At 70.1% G+C, this 19,079-nt stretch carries 11 protein-coding genes; 2 read left to right on the top strand and 9 right to left on the bottom strand.

The features are described 5' to 3' along the window. Positions 1 to 16 precede the first annotated feature (16 nt). Positions 17 to 1,078 (bottom strand): helix-turn-helix domain-containing protein, encoded by a 1,062-nt coding sequence (locus AAN986_RS12120; RefSeq protein WP_016451626.1) that lies wholly within the window; start codon positions 1,076 to 1,078, stop codon positions 17 to 19. A 310-nt stretch (positions 1,079 to 1,388) separates the two neighbouring features. Here AAN986_RS12120 and AAN986_RS12115 point away from each other — a divergent pair, with 310 nt between their 5' ends. Beyond that, positions 1,389 to 2,216 (top strand): isocitrate lyase/phosphoenolpyruvate mutase family protein, encoded by an 828-nt coding sequence (locus AAN986_RS12115; protein ID WP_047216985.1) that lies wholly within the window; start codon positions 1,389 to 1,391, stop codon positions 2,214 to 2,216. On the opposite strand, the gene AAN986_RS12110 is transcribed toward AAN986_RS12115, so the two are convergent. The 8 genes from AAN986_RS12110 to AAN986_RS12075 all read right to left on the bottom strand — a co-directional run bounded on the left by AAN986_RS12110 (position 2,201) and on the right by AAN986_RS12075 (position 17,953). Next, positions 2,201 to 2,506 carry a hypothetical protein gene (locus tag AAN986_RS12110; RefSeq protein WP_016451624.1) on the bottom strand — a complete coding sequence of 102 codons (306 nt, stop codon included), beginning with the start codon at positions 2,504 to 2,506 and terminating at the stop codon, positions 2,201 to 2,203. The genes AAN986_RS12115 and AAN986_RS12110 overlap by 16 nt on opposite strands. Beyond that, complete coding sequence (locus AAN986_RS12105) at positions 2,503 to 4,173, bottom strand: SWIM zinc finger family protein (protein WP_047216984.1); 1,671 nt, start codon at positions 4,171 to 4,173, stop codon at positions 2,503 to 2,505. The genes AAN986_RS12110 and AAN986_RS12105 overlap by 4 nt, the downstream gene beginning before the upstream one ends. After that, positions 4,170 to 5,363, bottom strand: coding sequence for a VWA domain-containing protein (locus AAN986_RS12100; protein ID WP_047216983.1), 1,194 nt, complete (start codon positions 5,361 to 5,363; stop codon positions 4,170 to 4,172). The genes AAN986_RS12105 and AAN986_RS12100 overlap by 4 nt, the downstream gene beginning before the upstream one ends. 47 nt (positions 5,364 to 5,410) lie before the next feature. Next, complete coding sequence (locus AAN986_RS12095) at positions 5,411 to 7,876, bottom strand: DUF5682 family protein (RefSeq protein ID WP_047216982.1); 2,466 nt, start codon at positions 7,874 to 7,876, stop codon at positions 5,411 to 5,413. After that, the gene (locus AAN986_RS12090) at positions 7,866 to 8,990 is read right to left on the bottom strand and encodes an AAA family ATPase (protein ID WP_047216981.1); all 1,125 of its coding nucleotides are present in this window, start codon (positions 8,988 to 8,990) and stop codon (positions 7,866 to 7,868) included. Before AAN986_RS12090 ends, AAN986_RS12095 begins: the two co-directional genes overlap by 11 nt. Further along, positions 8,990 to 11,917: a DUF4132 domain-containing protein gene (locus AAN986_RS12085; protein WP_047216980.1), complete on the bottom strand. Its 2,928-nt coding sequence runs from the start codon at positions 11,915 to 11,917 to the stop codon at positions 8,990 to 8,992. The genes AAN986_RS12090 and AAN986_RS12085 overlap by 1 nt, the downstream gene beginning before the upstream one ends. Positions 11,918 to 11,940: 23 nt before the next feature. After that, a complete protein-coding gene (locus AAN986_RS12080) occupies positions 11,941 to 14,934 on the bottom strand; it encodes a DUF4132 domain-containing protein (RefSeq protein WP_052862637.1) in 2,994 nt (997 codons plus the stop codon). A 76-nt stretch (positions 14,935 to 15,010) separates the two neighbouring features. Continuing rightward, on the bottom strand, positions 15,011 to 17,953 hold the full coding sequence (locus AAN986_RS12075; RefSeq protein ID WP_047216979.1) for a DUF4132 domain-containing protein: 2,943 nt from the start codon (positions 17,951 to 17,953) through the stop codon (positions 15,011 to 15,013). A 398-nt stretch (positions 17,954 to 18,351) separates the two neighbouring features. Here AAN986_RS12075 and AAN986_RS12070 point away from each other — a divergent pair, with 398 nt between their 5' ends. Further along, positions 18,352 to 19,074, top strand: a complete 723-nt coding sequence (locus AAN986_RS12070) for an alanyl-tRNA editing protein (RefSeq protein ID WP_047217057.1) — start codon at positions 18,352 to 18,354, stop codon at positions 19,072 to 19,074. The last annotated feature ends 5 nt before the right edge of the window (positions 19,075 to 19,079 follow it).

Genomic DNA, 19,079 nt, shown 5'->3' with positions numbered 1-19,079 from the left:
ACCATCCATCCGGCACTCAGGCCATGAGCCCAAGCAGCCAGTCCGCATACTCCACGGTGGCGGGAGTGGTCCCGGAAGGAGGCTTGATGCATGCCGCGCGTGTGGAATTCGCCATGGCGCGTATGTCGCTGGGTGTGTGGCCGAATTTGGCCCGGAATGCGCGGCTGAAGTGGGCCTCACTGGCAAAGCCCAGGCGTGCGGCCACCTCGGCGACACGCAGGCGTCGGTAGGCAGGGTTTGACAGGGCATGGAAGGCCTCTTGCAACCGTCGCTGCTGTACATAGCGCATCACACCCCCCAAAGGTTCGAAAAGGTGGTAGAGCCGGTGACGTGAGATGCCGAAGCACCGGCAAAGCAGCTCGGGCGAGAGGGGAGCGGCCAGGTTTCGCGCGATATGGCGCTTGATACGGTCCAGCATTGCTGCCTGCAATTCAGTCCGAGCCTCGGCCACCGTCCGTAGACTGGGGCGCAGGCAGGCCGCCAGCATCTGGGTAGTGGCATGCACTATGTCGTCAGCCTGCTCCAGGCCGATGGAAGGCAGGCGTCGCTGCAGAGCGCAAAGATGATCTGCCAATAGCCCGGCGAAGATGCTGCTGCCGGTCAACACGGTTCCGTGCAAGCCTGAACTCGATGCACCCATTGCCTGGTCGCCAAGGCTGCGGGGCACGATCAACGAGAGCACATGGGAGTCGTCCGCAACGGTATGCTGGCAGCGAGCCATGTCGAAGAAGACCACATCACCTGCTTGCACCGTCAGCTCGTGACCATCGTCACAGCGCCCTGTGAAGCCTCCTCCCCGGTACCACTGCACCAGATAGTGGTCCAGCCCGTCATGGGCCGCGCGTGCATGTCCGCGCGAGAAGCGCTGTGCACCGAAGCGCAGGTCTCCCAAAAGCAATTGTCCCAAGTGGACTGCATCTACCGAGGCGTGGAAGCCACCGCGCACCGTACCGCGCTCCAGCGGGGTCACATCGAACAGTACAGAGATGCCGCTGCGCCAAGCGTCGAACCTGTCCGCCTCCAGGCACTGCTCGGTGGTGAAGGTGGTGCTCGGCAGGGCTGAGGTCGGAGTCTGCATGTCGAATGATCTGGGCAAAAGAATGCCGTGGTGAAGCCGTCCCTCCGATAGCAGCCAAGGCGTTGCGACACACTCGCCCAGGACGGCTTTCATTTGAGAGCCGCGGCATCGTAACGCAATGTGTGCTGGGGCGAATCAAACTGACGAACGGTAGCCCGTCAAGATGCAACCCAGGCAGTGATGCAGGAAGATGCGCAGAAGTTGGTGCCTCGGCAGGTACAGCAGCCATTCAGCCTGTGGCGGTGGATAGCGCTCACAGGCCTTGGAGAATCGATGCTTGAGTTTCTCAAGAGTCAAAACGGAGTGTTCCATGACCCCTACCACCGAACAAAAACGTGCCAGCTTCCGGGCCCTGCACCGCCAGGGCTGCTTTGTACTGCCCAATCCATGGGACGCCGGCAGCGCCCGCATGCTGCAGGGCCTGGGCTTCAAGGCGCTGGCCAGCACCAGCTCGGGCCATGCATGGTCGCTGGGCCGGCCCGATGGCGCCATCTCGCGCGAAATGACCCTGGCGCATCTGCGCACCCTAGTCGCGGCCACCGACCTGCCCGTGAACGCGGACTTTGAAAGCGGCTTCGGCCTGGGTCCGCAGGAGGTGGCAGAGAGCGTTCGCATGGCCTTGGACACCGGCGTGGCAGGGCTGTCCATCGAGGATTCGACAGGCGATGCGGCCAACCCCTTGCGCAGCATCGAGGACGCCGTGGCCCGGCTGCGCGCCGCCCGCGCTGCCATCGACGAGGCAGGCGGCAGCACCTTGCTGGTCGGGCGTGCGGAGAATTTCTTCGTGGGCCGGCCCGATCTCGACGACACCATTGCCCGGCTCAAGGCCTATGCCGAGGCCGGCGCGGACTGCCTGTACGCACCCGGCATCCGCAGCGCCGAGCAGATCCGTGCCGTGGTGGCGGCCGTGGCACCCAAGCCGGTGAATCTGCTGATCGGAGGGGCCAGCGAATGGAGCCTGCAGGATGCCGAGGCCATGGGCGTGCGCCGCATCAGCGTGGGCGGCGCACTGGCGCGCGCAGCCTGGGGCGGCTTTCTGCATGCGGCGCGCTCCATTGCCGAGACGGGGCGCTTCGACGCGTTCGCCCAGGCCACGCCGGGCGCCGAGCTCAATGGCTTTTTTCAGGGCAAGGACTGATCCGCATCGGCCTGCAGCCGCTGCGCGGTCATGACCCAGACCGCGATATCGAGCAGGGCGGCCGCGCGCTCCACCGGCGCGAGCTGTGGGTCCAGCACGCCGTCCATCTGCCGTGCCAGGGCGGACCAGCCCAGCAGTGCGGCCTGATCGGCCCAGGCCCGGCCTGCGGCCAGCAGCGGTGCGCCGGCACCCACCAGGCCTGCGGCCTGCATATCGGCCAGCCAGACCTGGCCCTGTGCCAGCCAATGGCGCAGCGGCGCCTCGGCGTTTTCGTTCGGTGCCGTGCTCATGGCTGTTTCTCCCTGCTGCCCTGCGCTGGCGGCGGCTTCCAGGCCGTGCTGGGATGGTGCCAGTCCGTACTGTCCCGCCAGCGCACCGATGCCACGGCCATCTGCAATCGCCCGGCCACGAATTCCACGCGGCCAAAGACCTCCTGCAGCACCCGGCCGCACGCCAGCTCCCGGCGCAGGGCCTCGCCCGCCCTGCCCTGCATGCCGTGCAGATCACCAGCAAGGCATATGACGGGGCCGGAGGTTGGCAGCTGCGGTTGCAGCTCCATCGTCCAGCGCTGCAGCAGCAGGTCAGTCTGCGGCAGGCCGCTGCCGCTCACCTGCCATCGCGCCCAAAGGGGCGGCTGCTGGCGCCAGGGGTCTGCATGCAGCTCCTGCAGATGGCGGCGCAGCAGGACCTGGGGGTCGTCGGCCCCCGGCAAGGGGCCGGCCGCCTGGGCCGCCACCAGCCGGGTGGCATCCCGCGCCGAAAGGCGGCCGTCGTCGCTGACCCAGCCGTCCACCAGCACATGAGGACCTTGCAGCAGCTGCCTTGCCGTGAGGCCGCCCAGGGTTTCCGATTCCAGCGCCTGGGCAGGCTCCCATTGCGGATCAAAGCCCTCAGCGCGCGATGCCGACCAGGTCAGGAACCGGCCGCTGGCCGCATCCTGCAAGTGCACCGAAAAACCGCGCTGCCCTCCGCGCGCCAGCCACAGCTCGGCCGCCACGGCATGCAGACACAGGCCTTGCACGCGCCGGTAGCTGCGCCTATGCACGCCAGCCAGCTCCTGCAGGGGCCGAGGCAGGGGTTGCTGGGCCAGGCCGCGCAGCAGCATCCACAGCGCGGCCAGCAGGGGCGCCACGCGCTCGGCCGCGCCGGCACGGCCCGAGCGCTCGTCGCGCAAGGCGCGCACCAACAGGTTGAGCACGCTGGCGGGGCGCGGCAGGTCGGCCTGGCGCAGTTCGGTGGACAGTGCCTCGCCCTGATCGAGGAAGGCCGGGCTCATGCCGGCACGGCCCTGCAGCACCCAGCCGGTCAGCCAGAGCCTCACCTGCGCCAGGCGCTGCAGTGCGCCGGCTTCCAGCGCATGCGCAGGCAGCTCGGGCATGGGTGCGCCCGCTGCGCGCCGGGCCTGCAATGCCACCAGGGCGCGGTGCGCGCAGGTGGCGGCCTTGCAGCTGCAACTGGCCGCCGCCAGGCCGCCAGCACGCGGCAGGCGCACGGTCACTTCGTCGGGATTGGAGAGTTCACCGACCAGCGCGGCCGGCGTCTCTTCCAGCACGGCATCGAAACCCTGTGCCATCCAGCGCAGGGCCTTGCGCTGGGCAGCGCTGCCGAAGGCCCGCGCCACGGCCTCGGCATCGCCCTCCAGCCATGGCGCGATAGGGGCCTGTGCTGCCTCATCGGCCGCCACTCCGCTGGCCAGGCGCACGCGCAGGCCCAGCAGCAGGGCGCACAGATGGTGGCAGGGTCCATACGCGGGGCAGCTGCATTGCAGCGTGGCAAAGCCCGCGCCCGCCAGGGTCTGGACATGGCCTTCGATATCGGCCCGGGCATGGCTGGCATCCAGCTCCCAGGCCGCCGCATCCAATGTCGCCAGGGCCTTTGCGCCGCGCTTGAGCAGGCCCTTGTTGGCCCAGTCGGCAATGGCGTCATCGTCCAGGGTGCGCAGCCATTCCTGCATCATGAGGATCGCCCTGCCTGCATGACACGGGCCAGCCAGTCCACCAGATGGTCGGGCGTCATGGCGCCGACCTGCGCACCGCGTTCCACCAGTTGCGCAGCCAGGTCCCGGTCGTAGTCGGGATGGGCGCGGCGATCCAGGGCGGCCAGCACCAGCACGCGCGCACCGCTGGCGATCAGCCGCTCGGTCTCGGCGATGACGCGGGCCTCGTCATGGCCTTCGTAGAGATCGGTGATCAGCACGACCACGCTGCGGCGCGGCGCGCCCAGCTGCCCGGCCGCATGCGCCAGGGCGGCACCGATATTCGTGCCTCCGCCCAGTTGCGCGCCCAGCAGCAGTTCTTCGGGCGCATGCAACTGGCCGGTGACATCGGCCACCTCGTCGGCGAACAGCAGCACATGGGTGCGCAAGGCGCGCACGCGCGCGAAGATGCTGCCCATCACGGCGCTGTGGATGACGGATTCGTACATGGAGCCGCTCTGGTCCACCAGCAGCCACAGGTCCCAGGTCAGGCGCTGCGCCTCGTTCTCCCTGAAGAACAGGCGCTCCAGCACCAGCACCTGCTCCTCGCACTGGTAGTGACGCAGGTTGTGGCGCAGGGTGCGCGGCCAGTCCAGATCGCTCATCTGCCCCTGGCCCCGGCTGCTGCGGCGCCTGCGCCGCCGCCCCAGGGCCGAGTGCACGCGCGAGGACAGCCGCGCCTGCAGATCGGCCACCACACGCGCCACCAGCCGGCGGGCCTCGGCCAGCACCTGCACGGGCAGGCTGGCGCGCACGGCCATCAGCGCGGCCACCAATTCAATGCTGGGCGTGGCCTGGGCCAGTACCTGGGGGTCGCCGAGCAGGCCGTGCAGCCCGTAGCGCGACAGCGCATCACGCTGCAGCGTTTCCACGGCGCTGTGCGGAAACAGGTCGCGCACCTCGCCCAGCCAGTGCACGGCCTGCGGCTCGGGCACGCCGCTGCCGCCCTGGCGCGCGGACAGCCCGCCCGTGCCCTGCCAGGCGTCGGTGCCTGCACCGTCGGGCTGCTCGCGCAGGCGGTGCTCGCGCTGGTAGAGATAGTCCAGTGCCGCGTCGCGGCGCGCATCGGCGTCATCGAGCGGCTGCGCCGCAGCCAGGGGCTGGGCCGCCTCGGGCCCGAGGATGAGGCGCCAGCGCCGCAGGGTGGCGGCATCGATTGCCTGTTCCTGCATTGGCGGCTCGTGCATTGGCAATTCGTGCATTGGCGGATCTTTCCGGCTCATGACAGTCCCCAGGGTTGCAGCAGCCGGCCCACCTGGGCCGCCAAGGCGCGGCTGTGCGCCAGGGCCTCGTCCGATGGCAGGTGCACGCAGGCCAGCGTGGTTGCGCCGGGTGGCGGGGCAGCGCCCGACAAACCGGCCAGCCGCACGGCCAGCTGCCGCAGTTCGGCGCGGGTCAGCTGGGCAAAGGCCAGCCGCAAGGCCGGCAGGCCGGCCAGGAAGGCGTCTTGCGGCCAGTGCGCAATGCCGTCGCTGAGCAGGCGCAGCAGCGGCGGATGACTGAGCAGCCAGCCCTTGGCCACGCGCACAAAGCCCTGCAGGTACTCGCCCATGGCGGCAGCATCGACCTGCGCCAGGCCCAGCATGGCGCGCAGGGCGGCATCGGTCTGCGCAATCTGCCAGCGGCCGGCCATGCTCAGGATGCCGGCGGTGGCGCCGCGCACGCGCGCAGGCGTGCTGCCGGCTTCTGCCTCATGCAAGGCGGCACAGGCATCGTGGAACAGGCCGGCGTCGGCCCAGGGCACGGCGCGGCAGACCATGCCGTGCAGATCGGCCAGGGCATCCAGGGCCTGTGCCTGCTGGGATGCAACGCCCTCGCCCAGCCAGGGCAGGCGCAGGCAGGCCTGCGCAAAGCAGCGCCGCAGCAGCGGCAGCAGGCGCGCCAGGCCCACGCCGCCCAGCGCATGGCGGGCCTCGTAGGCCAGGGCCAGGCAGCCGGTGGCGCGGGCCAGGGCCAGGGCGTCGTGGCTGCGCTCCATCCAGGCCTGCACGGTGTCCAGCACCTGCTGGGCAATGCCGTCCAGGCCCATGACCAGCACTTCCAGCACGCGCTGCGCCGGCTCGGTGTCGGCGGTCTGCGACAGCCGCTCCAGCACGCGGTGGACAGCGGCCTCTTGCAGGCTGGAGCCGTGGCGCATGGCCTCGGTGAGTGCCACCGTGGTCTCGACCTGCCAGCCCAGCGTCCAGACCTCGCGCACGCGCGCCAGGCCGGTGCCCGCCACAAAGTCCGGTCCCGCCAGGCATTGCGCATAGGGCACGCCCAGGTAGCGCAGCCGGTGCAGTCCCTGCGACAGGCGGCGGTGACGGGCGCTGCGGTAGATGTCCAGCTCCTTGCGCACGGGTGCGGCAGGCCGCACGGGCAGGCGGTGGCGCAGGCAGAAGGCCTGTACATCGACCAGCAGCGGGGCGGCCGGCGCGTTGGGTGGCAGCTGGCCGTAGTCGTCGGCGTCCAGCAGCCATTGACCAATCTGCTGCCCGGTCTGCTGCCCGGTCTGCTGCACCATAGGCTGCGGACGCAGGGCCTGGGCATGCTCCTTGAACACGGCGCTGTCCAGCGCTTCCAGCAGCTCGGCCCGGCCGCCGTGGCAGGCGCGCAGTGCAGCCAGGCCATGGGCCAGGCGCACGGCCTCTGCCGCGTCGGGCAGGCTGGCGGGCAGGCCCCGGGCACGCAGGCCGTTCACGGTGCGTGCCGCCATCTCGGGCCAGGCCTGGGCATCGGGTTGCGAGGCGCCCTGCTCCAGCGCCTGCCAAACGCCCTGGTAGTAGCCGGGCATGGGCATGCCGGCCGCGTAGCCGCTGGCACGCTCCAGCCGCTGCAGCGTGTAGGGGATGAGATGCACGCCCACATCGATGGGCTGACCGGCCGCAGCCGGACGCTCGGGCGCCGACAGGCCAGCGGTGATGCCAGCCACGATGCCCGCCACATGAAAGCCGCCGCAGACCACCAGGCAGCGCCCGCCTTCGGCCAGGGCCTCGCGGACCTGGGCGGCCATGTGGGCCTCGCGAGCCCTGTCTTCGGCATCAGGGCCCGCGCCGCCCGCTGCCTCGTCCCGCTCGCGCAGCAGCTGGCTGAAGGCCAGCACGCCGGCAAAGTACGCCTGGGGCGAGGCGTCCTCATTGCCCGATTCGTAATGCCGGTCCCACCATTCGTCGAAGTCTCGGCAGCCGCCGGCCTGGATGAGGCCGGCCAGCACGTCGGGCGCGCGCCGCGAGGGCTCGTCGGCCAGCAGGGGTTCGGGCGCGCAGGCGAAGTAGTCCAGCTGCGCGGCCTGGGCCAGCCGCGCCGCATAGGGCAGGTCGATGAAGCGCACATGGCTGCGCAGCCGCACCGCCTCGCGCAGGGCCACCCATTCAGGAGAGAAGGCCGCAAAGGGCACATAGCAGCGGCAGCGCCAGTCGTCCTCCAAAGCGCCATTCGAGCCATTCGTTTCATGTGCGCCATCGCCGCCTGCCACGGTCGCATGCAGGTAGGCCGCCAGCGGCGGACGCGCCTGGGCGTGCTGCAGCGCAGGCAGCAGGGCATCGAGCTCGCCCGGGCCTTCGATCAGCACGTGGCTGGGCTTGAACTCGCGCATTAGCGCGCGCAGGTGGTGGGCGCAGCGCGGGCTGTGGTGGCGCACGGGCACCAGGCGCAGCTGCGGCAGCGGCGCCAGCCAGGCGATGGCCTCGGCGGCCTCAGTGCTCACGGCCGCCTGCGACAAAGTCCTGCCAAGCCGGCTGCCCTGCACGCTGGCGTGCCACCACGCGCAGGTATTCGGCGAAGCGGCGACGGTCCTCGTCGTCGTCCTTGATCACCGTGCCCAGCAGGTGGCGCGCCAGGTGGGCCGGACCCACGCGCTCCTGCCCGAAGTACCAGCACTGGCAGGCGGCGTTGAAGGCCACGTCGATGGCCTCGGCCGTGGACAGCACGGTGCCCGGCCGCTCCACGGCCGTGCCCTCCACGCTGCCGCTGCGCAGCTCCTGGAAGGCCGTGGCCAGCAGGGCCAGCACATCGGGCGCGACGGTGGTGCCGATGCGCTGCTGCGCCAGTGCGCGGCCCACCTCCTGCCCTATCAATGCGGCCTGCGCGGCCACGCCCTCGAGCGGGCGCATGGTCTCGAAGTTGAAGCGGCGCTTGAGCGCGGCCGACATCTCGTTGACGCCGCGATCGCGCAGGTTGGCCGTGGCAATCACATTGAAGCCCGGCCGTGCCAGCAGCCAGGGCTGCTCGTGCTTGAGTTCGGGAATCTGCAGCAGCCGGTCGGAGAGCACGGGCACCATGCAGTCCTGCACTTCGGTGGAGCAGCGCGTGATTTCCTCGAAACGCAGCAGCCGCCCTTCGCCCATGGCGCGGTGCAGCGGGCCGGGCACCAGGGCCTCGGGGCCGGGGCCGTCACGCAGCAGCAGGGCGTAGTTCCAGCCATAGCGGATCTGCTCCTCCACCACGCCGGCACCGCCCTGCACGGTGAGCTTGCTGTCGCCGCTGATGGCGGCGGCCAGCAGCTCGGACAGCAGGGACTTGGCCGTGCCCGGCTCGCCCACCAGCATCAGGCCGCGCTGGCCGGCCAGGGTGACGATGGCGCGCTCGACCAGGGCATCGTTGCCGTGGATCTTGCGGGCGATTTCGGGGCCGCCGCCATCCGGGGCCAGGCCGCCCAGGATGAAGCGCCGAACGGAGCGCGGGCTCAGGCGCCAGCCGTCGGGGCGCGGGCCCTGGTCGGCGGCCTGCAGGGCCGCAAGTTCCTGGGCGTGGGCCATCTCGGCCGGCAGCCGCTGGGCGGCAGGTTCCGGGGTGGGCGCTGCCATGCGTTTGGTGGCCATCAGTTGCTCTCTTTGGTGCTGGCCGATTTGGCGGCGATGGCCGCGAACTGCGCCATCAGCGTGGCCTGCAGCGCGCGCGGCCACTGCTGCGGCTGCAGCCGGGGCCAGCGGCCATCCTCGCCGCGGTGGCTGCTGTCATAGACCACGGCGTGGACGATGTCCACGCGGTGGTCCAGTTCCATGAACGGCATGTAGCGCCCGTGGTGAAGCTCGATGTACAGCTGCGGGCCCGCCAGGTCCAGCCTGTGCTCGTAGATGCCGGGGCCGTCTTCCACGGGGCCAGGGCGGTAGTTCCACTTGGCCAACAGGCCGGACAGCGCGCCCTGGCGTATCTGCAGCGGGCCGGCAGGGTGCAGGGCATGGTTCTTCCACTGGCTGGCGTCGGGCAGTTGCGCACCCGCGCCCAGCTGGTCGATCAGAGGCTGCAGCTCGTAGTCGGCCAGGCAGGTGCGCCAGGCCTCAACCTCGCCCGCTGCGGCATCGACCGGATGCCAGAGCAGCACCTGCGCATCGTCGGGCAGCTCCACGGCATCGTCTGCGGCATCGAGCAGGGAAAAGTCCTCGGCAATGCGAAAGCTGGCGCCCTGCTCCAGCCGCCAGATCAGGGTGCGGCCCATGATGCGCAGCAGGGGATGCTGCAGGAACAGGCGGCGCCAGCGCGGGACGGACCAGCGCTGTCCCGTCATGAAGGCGGTACCCATGCGCGGCGCCTGCTGCCTGGCGATGGCCTTGACGCCAGCGGCAACGGTCTTGAATTCGGCCTGTGCCGCATTCCACTGAAGGCGCAGCGATTCGTCCTTGAGCGCAGGCAAGGTCTTGGAGGCCTTGCCCTTGTCACCCACCACGCGCAGGCTCAGGTCGCCCTGCAGCTGCAGGCGGTAGCGCTGCGGGCCCACCTCCAGCACCAGGCCTTCGCCGCCCAGGCCGAAATCGGGCGTCAGCTCGTCATACAGCTCAATCAGGCTCAGGCCGCGCCGCTGGGCGGCTGCCTCCAGCGCGTCATGCGCTGCCGCAATCACCAGGTCCTTGAGCTTGCGCGAGGTGGACAGGGTCTGGACCTGGGACAGCGCGTACAGCGTGTCCAGCGCACCGAGCTGCTCCACGGCGATGATGGCGCGCAGCTTCTTGCTCCAGCCCCAGGCTTTCACGGCGGCCACCAGGGTCTGCACCAGGCGGTCGTCGACATGGCCGGTGGCCAGTCGCAGCGCCCAGCGCGCCTTGGGCTCGCCCTCCAGGGCCACCCAGGCATTGACCAGGTGCAGGGACAGCTGGGCGCGGCTTTCGGCCGGCACATGGGCCAGCAACTGCTCCACCAGCGGCGGCAGCTCTTCCTCGGCCGTGGCCACCAGGTGCAGCACGGTGCGGGCCGCATGCTCGGACAGCGGCGCGAACAGGGCCAGGGTCTCTGGCTGGTCATAGGCCTTGATGCTGCTGGAAAAGCGCTTGAAGCGCGCCACGCGGGACTCCAGCGCATCGAGCGGGACCCGGCCCTCCTCACCCTGCTCCACGGTCAGAGCGCCCGGCACTGGGACGCCCAGGGCCAGCAGCCGGCCCTCGACCATGCTTTCGGAGCCCAGGTCCAGGCCCGTGCGCAGCAGCGCCTGCAGCAGCGGCGCGACCCCGGGATCGGGGTGGACCAGCAGGATGTCGCGGCAGGCCAGTTGCATCGCTTTCTCGCGCCGCTGCAGCCAGGCGTTGGACTCGAAGACAGCGCCTACGGCCTGCGCATCCAGCCCTTGCATGAAGCGCGCCACCGCTTCGCGCAGCGCCCGCGAGCTGCTGGCCGCCAGCAGTTCGCCCAGCAGGGGCAGCCGGGCATGCAGCATGGACGGGTCCAGCTGCGCCAGCAGCGGGGCCAGGCGCACGGTGGGAATCTCGCGCAGGTAGTCGGGCTGCTCGGTCAGCATCTGGTTGAGCAGGCCGATGAAGGGCTCGATCCGCGATTTCTGCAATATGCAGCGCAGCAGATGGGGCAAAAGCTCCGGGTAGCGTGCCGTCCAGATCTGGCGGGCGACCACCGCATCGAAGTGGTACTTGGGCTGCCATCCTTCGATCCAGGCGACGAAGGGCGCGGCATCCTCCCGCACCAGGCGGTCGAAAATGGGGATGAAGTAGTCGGCCGGCTCATGGTCCGCCCTGCCCAGCAGCAGGTTGACCAGTTCCAGGCGCCGCTGGGCATCGGCGCCCAGGTCCCAGCGCAGCGCGATCAGGCCCGGGTCTTCGTTGATGGGCTTGTCGTCGAACCAGTCGGGATGGCGGCGGTAGAAGTCGTACCAGGGCGCGCAGCGCTGCGGGTGCGGAACGTCGCTGTGCCGCGTCAGGTAGACATCGCGGATGTCGGCATAGAGCGCGCCACCGCGCTCGGCCAGCTCCATCAGGTCCTGGTCGTCCAGGCTGCCCAGCAGCAGCTTCCAGTCGGCTCTGTCATACCCGCCACCGGACTGGACGTTCAGCTCTGCGGCCCAGTCCAGCAGCTGCATCACCCGTTCACGGCTGATGCCCGGGTACCAGAGCCAGCCGAACATGTCCAGGATGCGGATTTCACGGTAGTCGTTGTCGCCGTCCGGCGCAGGTGGACGGGCCAGGCTGGCGCGCGCCATCTGCTCGAACTCGGCCGCAAGCTCGGGGCTATGGCGTGGAATGTCGCCGTCCAGGCTGCCGTCGATCCTGCACCCGAAGGGGATGGTCTGCCGCGCGAAGGCCAGCCACAGGTCATGGTCATGGGTCCAGGGCAGATCGAAGTTGCCCAGGGCGCGGATGGGGCTGGAATAGTCGTCGAAGGCCTTGCGCGTGAAGGCGCCCACTTCGTCATGCCGGCCCGCGCGCATGCGGCTGGCCAGCACCTGGACCAGCTCGGCGGGCGGCAGCGAGGCGCTCAGTTCCTCCAGCGTGGCCTGGTCGGTGTGTTCTAGGGTCGAAGAGGTCATGGATTCAGGGGTTCTGGAAGGAGTCAAACCTGGGCTGAAGCTGTTGCGGCTGCCGCGCCCGCAGCGCGCGAGGCCAGGGCCTGGAGCATGGCGCACAGCGATGCCTGCAGCGGCAGCGGCCATTCGGCCGGGGGCAGCAGGCGGTCGGCGGCCATGTCGCGCAGGGCAAAGCCTTCGATGTCGATCTCATGGCCGGGCTCGTAGTACGGCATGGCCGCGCTGTGCAGCAGTTCCACGCGCCAGCGCTGCACGGCAAAGTCCCGCAGGTGCAGGTAGATGCCGGGGCCATCGCACACGGGGCCGGCATGAAAGCGCCATGGCCCTGCCAGGCCGTCCAGCGCCTGCTGCGTGAGCCGTATCGGTGCCAGGGGCTGCAGTAGTTCCTGCTGCCACTGGCTGGTCAGCGGCAGGTCGGCGGGCGCATCGACCTGCTCGACCAGGGCCTTGAGGCCGTAGTCGGCCAGGCATTCGCGCCACTGCGCACGCTCCTGTTCGGTGGCCTGCGCGGGGTGCCACAGGGCGATGCGGCCCTCGGCCGGCAGTTGCACCGCGTCGCTCTCGGCATCGACCAGGGACAGGTCCTCGGCAATGCGCAGGCTGAACGGCTGGCCGGCCGCGGGCTCCACCCGCCAGACCAGGCCCTGTGCCACCACGCGCAGCAGCGGGTGCTCCAGGAAGAGGCGGCGCCAGGTGTCCAGCGGCCAGTGCCGGCCCAGCATCAGGCAGGACTGCAGGCGCGGCGCCTGCTGCTGCAGCACGGCCTTGATGCCCTTGGACAGCGTCTTGAGCCGCGCGGCGGCCGCCTCCCACTCCGTGCGCAGGCCCTCGTCGGCCAGGGCCGGCAGGCTGCGCACCAGCTTGCCGGCCGGCGTGCGCAGGCGCAGCGACAGGTCGCCCCGCAGCAGCACGTCATAGGTCTGCGCGCCCACCTGCAATTGCACGCCCCGGCCCAGGTCGAAGTCCGGGGTCAGCTCGTCGCCGAGGTCGGCCAGCGCCATGCCGCGCCGCGTGGCGGCCTCGGCCAGCACGGCCTGCGCGGCGGCCAGCACGCTGGGCTTGAGGGTCTTGCCGGTGGCCAGGGCCTGCACGCAGGACAGGGCATAGACCGTGTCGAGCCGGCCCAGCTGCTGCAGCGCGACCACGGCGCGCTCCTTGCGCGTCTTGTGCCAGGCCAGGGCGGCCGAGGACAGCACATCGACGATGCGGTCGTCCGCCGCGCCGGGCAGCAGCTTGAGCACCCAGCGCGATTCGGGCGCTCCATCGGCAGCCACCCAGTGCTGGACCAGGGCCAGCGCCAGCCGCGCACGGTTCTCCGCGCCGGCCTGGGCCAGCAGTTGGCGGGCCAGCGCAGGCAGCTCCTGCGGGCTGGAGGCCGCCAGGTGCAGCAGCGCGCGCGCGGCCTGGGCCGACAGGGGCGCGAGCAGGTCCAGCAGCGCCGGCTGGTCCAGCGCGGCAATGGCGGGCGACAGGCGCTGCAGGCTGGCGGCCTGGGCTTCAAGCGCTGCCAGGGAGCCGGCATCGCTGCCCGCAGGCACGGCCTCGCCGCCAGGTGACCCGGCTGCGTCCGCAACCGGGGCTGCGGCACCCAGATCCTTCAGTCGCGCCTGCACCGGGCCTTGCTCGGCCACGTCCAGCAATCCACCGGACAGCAGTGCCGACAGCAGGCTGCCAGACGCCGGATCAGGATGGGCCAACAGCACATCGCGGTAGGCCAGCACCAGGTTCTTGTTGGGCTTGGCCAGCCAGCCGGCGGCCTGGGGCGCATCCACGGGCAAGGCAGACAGCGCCTGTGCCAGCGCCGCACGCAAACCCTTGGAGGCACTGCCGGAGGCGGCCTTGCCCAGTTGCGGCAGCAGCCGCTGCAGCGTGTCCACGCGCAGCGCGGGCAGCAGGTGCGTGAGCGGGCCGGCGGCCAGCCGGGCCAGGTCGCCAGGGCGATCGGCCAGCAAGGTTTCGGCCACCGGGGCGTAGCCGGCGCGGTCGGATTCGTGCTTGCAGCCGTCTGCGCAGGCCGGCAATAGCAGCGGCAGCAGGGCCGGCCACCGGGCTTCCCACAGCCGCTGCGCCACGGCGGGATTGATCGCCAGGTGGCCCAGTTGCTTGAACCAGGCTGCCAGGGGCGCAGCGTCGGTCTGCAGCATGCGCTCCACCAGGGCACGGTCATGCGGCCAGTCATCGTCCGAGGCAAAGCACAGGGCCTTGAACAGGTCCTGGGCCAGCAGGTCGCGGCGCGCGGCATCGGCCGTCTCCCAGCGCGATGCGATTAGCACGGGCTCGGGCAGGCGCAGCTGGTCAAGCACGGCGGGGGATTGCGCAAAAAAATCCCGCCACAGCGCCCAGCGCTGCGCTGCAGGCCGCGTGCGCTGCAGCGGCAGCTGGCGTTGGACGATGTCGCGGCTGAGCTGGCCTCCGCCGTCCTCGATGGCCATGGCCAGCAGTTCGGGCTCGGGCAGCTGGTGCAGCAGGTGCTGCCACTGGCAGTAGTACTGCGCGCCGGGCGCAATGCCGGCCTTTGCGCTCAGTTCCCGCGCCCAGCGCAGCAGGCCGGTGATATCGGCACTGGACATGCCTTCATGGCCCAGCACGCCGAACACCTGCCTGAGCACGAGGTCGTAGCCATCGCGCAGTCTCCAGGGCTGGTGGGTGCGGCTGCCCCAGTCATCCAGCCAGGCGCGGGCCAGTGCCGTCAGCTCTGCGGTCAGCTCGGCACTGCGCCGGGGCACGCCCGGGTTGCCTCCATAGAACTGTCCCAGCGGAAGGCTGATGCGTGCCAGCGCCAGCCACAGCGCGTGGTCGCGCTGCCAGGGCGCATGCTCGCCGGGCAACTGGTGCAGCCGCTCCTGGCACAGGCTGCTGCTGTCGCGCAGGAAGTCCGCCACCTCGGCATCGCGCCCCTGGGCCAGGCGCTTTGCCAGTTCGGCGGCAAAGGCCGGCATGCCCTCGCGCCCGGCCGGCGCGGCCGTGTGCAGTTCGTACAAAGCCTGCAGGGGAAGCGCTGCTGTCTCGTTGTTGCTCATGGTCTGTGGAGTCTTCGGTGATGGGCGATCGGCCGGCCAACGTTTCAAGGGAGCAAAGGTTCACAAAGACAAGGGCTCAGGCAGCCGCCTTGGCCGCCAGGGCCAGCCACTGGCCTTGCAGCGTGGCCAGCAGCGGCTTGGGCAGCCGCGCCGGGTCGGCGCTGGCCCCGTAACCCTTGCTCAGGTCGTGCACGCGCAGGCCTTCCACGGCCACGGGCAGGCCCAGGTCCAGGTAGGGCGGGAAATAGCCGTGCGACAGCTCCAGGCTCAGCTCCAGCGCGGGCAGGCGCCACACATGCTCGTTGATGCTGGGGCCATCGCCCACGGGGCCGGGCCGGTAGCCGAACTTCTTGAGCATGGCGCCGAGCTGCTCCTGCGCCAGCGTGATCGGCGCGGGCGGCAGCAGCATGCCGTTCTTGAACTGGCTTGGCGCGGGCTGCTCGGCGCAGGCGCCCAGCTGGTCGACCAGGGGCTCCAGCTCATAGTCGGCCATGTAGGCCTGCCAGGCCTCGCGCTCGCCGGGCTGGGCCGTGGCCGGGTGCCAGAGGCTGATGCTGCAGCCTGCCGGCAGGGCCACGGTTTCATCCTCCACATCGACCAGCGAGAAATCCTCGGCCAGGCGGAAGCTGGTGCGCGCCAAGCCCGGCGCATCCTCTGCGCGCCAGATCAGGCTGCGCCCCACGATGCGCAGCAGCGGGTGGGCCACGAACAGCCGCTGCCAGCGATCCAGCGGCCAGCGCTTGCCGCTGACCAGGGCCGCCAGCATGCGCGGCGCCTGCTGCTTGACCACGGTCTTGAGGCTGGTGGACAGGGTCTTGAGCTGCGCGGTAGCGGCCTCCCATTCGGGCTTGAGCGCCTCGTCCTTGACCGCAGGAATGGTCTTGCTGGCCTTGTTCCTGTCGTTGATGACGCGCAGGCTCAGATCGCCCTGCAGCTCCACGCGGTAGCTGTGCGGCCCGACCGTGACCGTCAGGCCCTGGCCCAGGCCGAAGTCGGGGGTCAGCTCGTCGAAGAGCTCGGGCACGCTCATCTTGCGGCGGGCAGCGGCGGCACGCAGGGCGCTGCGCGCCGTGCGCTGCACCTGGTCCTTGAGCGAGCGCGATTCGGAGATCTCCTGCACGCGCAGCAGAGCGTAGAGGCTGTCCACCTCGCCCAGATGCTCGACGGCGGCGGCCGCGCGCTGCAGGCGCGGGCGGTTCCAGGCCTGGACGGCGGCCACCAGCGCATCGACCACGCGGTCATCGGCATGGCCGGGCAGCAGCCTGAGCGCCCAGCGCTGCTTGGGTTCGCCCTCGCAAGCAATCCATTGCTGCACCAGGGCCAGCGCCAGGCGGGCACGGTTGTCGGCCGGAATGCGCGCCAGCAGCTCGCCGGCCAGCGGCGGCAGGCCGCCTTCGGCAATGGCGGATACGTGCAGCAGCACGCGGGCCGCGTGCTCGGACAGCGGCGCGCACAGCGCCAGCAGCTCGGGCGTGTCGAAGGGCTTGATGGCCGCGCTCAGGCGCTTGATGGAGGCGATCTGGGCTTCCAAGTCCACGCCGCCAGCGGCAGACGCTGGCGATGCGGCATCCGCCTGGCTTTCTTCCGATGCCGAGGCGCCCTGCCCGGTCAGGCCCAATTGGTTCAGCCGCTGCTGCACGCTGCTGGCCGAGGCCGCATCCAGCTTGCCGCCGGCCAGCAACTGCGCCAGCAAGGGACCGACGGCGGGGTCGGGGTGGGCCAGCAGCACGTCGCGGCAGGTCAGCAGCAGGTTCTTGGGCGGCTTGTTCAGCCAGCCGGCATCCACCAAGCTGGCCAGCGGAATATGGGCGGCCAGGCCGGCCATGGCGGCGCGCAGGCCCTTGGCGCTGCTGCCTGCGATGAGCGGGGTCAGGGTGGGCAGCGTGGCCTTCAGGCTGGCGGTGTCGAACGCGGGCAGCACATTGACCAGGTCCTTGACAGGCACCTCGGCCAGATCGGCCGGGCGGCGGGTCACCAGTTCGCGGATCGCGCTGCGGTAGCGGCGCAGCTCGTCCTCGCGGTCGCAGTGCTGGGCAATGGCCGGCAGCAGCAGGGGCAGCAAGGCGGCATCGTCCTGCTTCATGACATGCATGGCCAGCGCCAGGCTGATCCGATAGCCGCCGTTCTCACGCAGCTGCCTGGCAAAGGGCGCGGGATCCTCGGCCACCAGGCGGTCCAGCAGCTGCAGCGCACGGGTACGCTCCCCGCCCTGGGCATGGCCCAATTGGCCCATCAGGGTGCCCGCCAGTTCCTCACGCCGTGGGGCATCTGCGCTGGCCCAGCGCTGCTCTATCAGGTCCGGATCGCCTATGTAGGTCTGGTCATACAGCTCGGGATGCGCGGCAAAGAAGCCCATCCAGGACTTCCAGCCCTGCCCCTTGGGCTGCTTGGGTTGGCGCTCTTCGCGGTAGTGCACTATCACATCGGCGAACAGCTTGCCGCCCACGGCGGCGTAGCGCTGCAGGTCGGCATCGTTCAGCTGGGCGATCAGCCGCTTCCAGGGCGCGTGGTACTCGGTGTCGGGCTTGTACTCACCTTCCTTGCGCAGCGCCAGCGTCCAGTCCAGCGTGGCCGTCACTTCCTCGTAGGGCATGCCTGGATAGCAGAGCCAGGGCACCAGGTTGCCCAGCACCATGCCTATGCCTTTGAAGACCGGCAGATCCGCGCTGCGGGCATGGGCCAGCCATTGCTCGGCCATCACGCGCACTTCGGCGGCCACCTTGGCATTGGTCAGCTTCTCGCTGAGCCCTGCCGGCGCATGGCCGCGCGGCACCGTGAGCCGTGCCAGGGCCAGCCAGCGCTCACCGTCATGTGTCCAGGGCGATTCGCTGCTGTTCAGGCGCCCCAGCATGTAAAGGCAGCGCTCCTCGCAATCACGCAGGAAAACCTGCACCTCATCGGCCCGCCCGTCATGAAGCCGGGCATCAAGTTCGGCGGCAAAGGCCTCTTCGCTGAGGCCTTCGTCCAGCCGGTCATAGAGATCGCTCAGAGAAGCTGCGTGAAGATCGGTAGTGCTCATAAAGATGAGGAGATGAACAATGTGGGCAGCCGCAAACCGGGGCCTGCCGGGATGGAGACGGGGGTGGAGCCTGCACGGGATGGACGCAAAGGTTCTTGATCCATTCGGACAGTTCCTCGGAAAACTCACAGATTCATGCCCTGCGTATGTCGTCAGCTTCGGAAAAAACTGTAGCGCCGTCGGCAAGGAATGCGCCATTGTTCAGCGGCACGCGCGCGGCGCGGGCGCCGATCTTGTCAGGTCGCGGACCCGGGCACTTGACAGGCTGTCAAGCAGCCGACTGCCACCGCTGCCGGCCATGGACTGTACTGGGGACTTTTCGCCCAGGCGTACTGCCCGGCCCCGCCATGCCGCCGATACCATGGACCGCGACATGACCCCGGAGACACCCCATGCCCATGCCCATGCCCCTGTCCCAGACGCAAAAGCTCTTTGACGACGACGCCTACCTGGACCGCTGCGAAGCCACCGTGATCGCGGTCAGCCCCGAAGGCATCGAGCTGGATGCCACGGTCTGCTATGCCCGCAGCGGCGGCCAGGCCGGAGACACCGGCACGCTGATCCTGGCCGACGGACGCAGCCTGGCGGTCATCGACACCGTCTATGCCGATGACCGCCAGCGCATCCTGCATGTGCTGCAGACCGATGCGCCGCCCCAGGTCGGCGAGCGCGTGCAGGTAGCCATCGACTGGGACAGGCGCCACCGTCTGATGCGCCTGCACACCTGCCTGCACCTGCTGGGCGTGCTGGTGCCCGTGCCCGTGACGGGCTGCAGCATCTCGCCGGACTCGGCACGCCTGGATTTCGACCTGCCTGAATCCACGCTGGACAAGGCCGATCTGACGGAGCGCCTGAACGCCCTGATCGCCGCCAGCCATGCCGTGAACGTGGACCGCATCACGCCCGAGCAATTGGCCGCCCAGCCCGACCTGGTACGCACCGCAGGCGCGGCGCCCCCGGGCGGCACGGCGACGATCCGCATCATCGACATCCCCGGCCTGGACCGCCAGCCCTGCGGCGGCACGCATGTGCGCAGCACGGCCGAGATCGGCACGGTGGCCGTCACCAAGATCGAGAAGAAAAGCCGCACGAACCGGCGCGTGGTCGTGCAGTTCGCCTGAGGCCT

The sequence above is a fragment of the Delftia sp. DS1230 genome (assembly GCF_040112715.1).
In the GTDB taxonomy this organism is placed as follows: Bacteria; Pseudomonadota; Gammaproteobacteria; order Burkholderiales; family Burkholderiaceae_C; genus Comamonas; species Comamonas tsuruhatensis.
Note: the sequence above shows the minus strand (reverse complement) of the source record. Positions and strands in the feature narration are given on the sequence as shown.

Bases quoted from the DNA above. Each gene is read 5' to 3' on its own strand.
- AAN986_RS12105 (WP_047216984.1), bottom strand. From the start codon at position 4,173: ATGATGCAGGAATGGCTGCGCACCCTGGACGATGACGCCATTGCCGAC.
- AAN986_RS12075 (WP_047216979.1), bottom strand. From the start codon at position 17,953: ATGAGCACTACCGATCTTCACGCAGCTTCTCTGAGCGATCTCTATGAC.
- AAN986_RS12120 (WP_016451626.1), bottom strand. From the start codon at position 1,078: ATGCAGACTCCGACCTCAGCCCTGCCGAGCACCACCTTCACCACCGAG.
- AAN986_RS12070 (WP_047217057.1), top strand. From the start codon at position 18,352: ATGCCCATGCCCCTGTCCCAGACGCAAAAGCTCTTTGACGACGACGCC.
- AAN986_RS12080 (WP_052862637.1), bottom strand. From the start codon at position 14,934: ATGAGCAACAACGAGACAGCAGCGCTTCCCCTGCAGGCTTTGTACGAA.
- AAN986_RS12115 (WP_047216985.1), top strand. From the start codon at position 1,389: ATGACCCCTACCACCGAACAAAAACGTGCCAGCTTCCGGGCCCTGCAC.
- AAN986_RS12100 (WP_047216983.1), bottom strand. From the start codon at position 5,363: ATGCAGGAACAGGCAATCGATGCCGCCACCCTGCGGCGCTGGCGCCTC.
- AAN986_RS12110 (WP_016451624.1), bottom strand. From the start codon at position 2,506: ATGAGCACGGCACCGAACGAAAACGCCGAGGCGCCGCTGCGCCATTGG.
- AAN986_RS12085 (WP_047216980.1), bottom strand. From the start codon at position 11,917: ATGACCTCTTCGACCCTAGAACACACCGACCAGGCCACGCTGGAGGAA.
- AAN986_RS12090 (WP_047216981.1), bottom strand. From the start codon at position 8,990: ATGGCCACCAAACGCATGGCAGCGCCCACCCCGGAACCTGCCGCCCAG.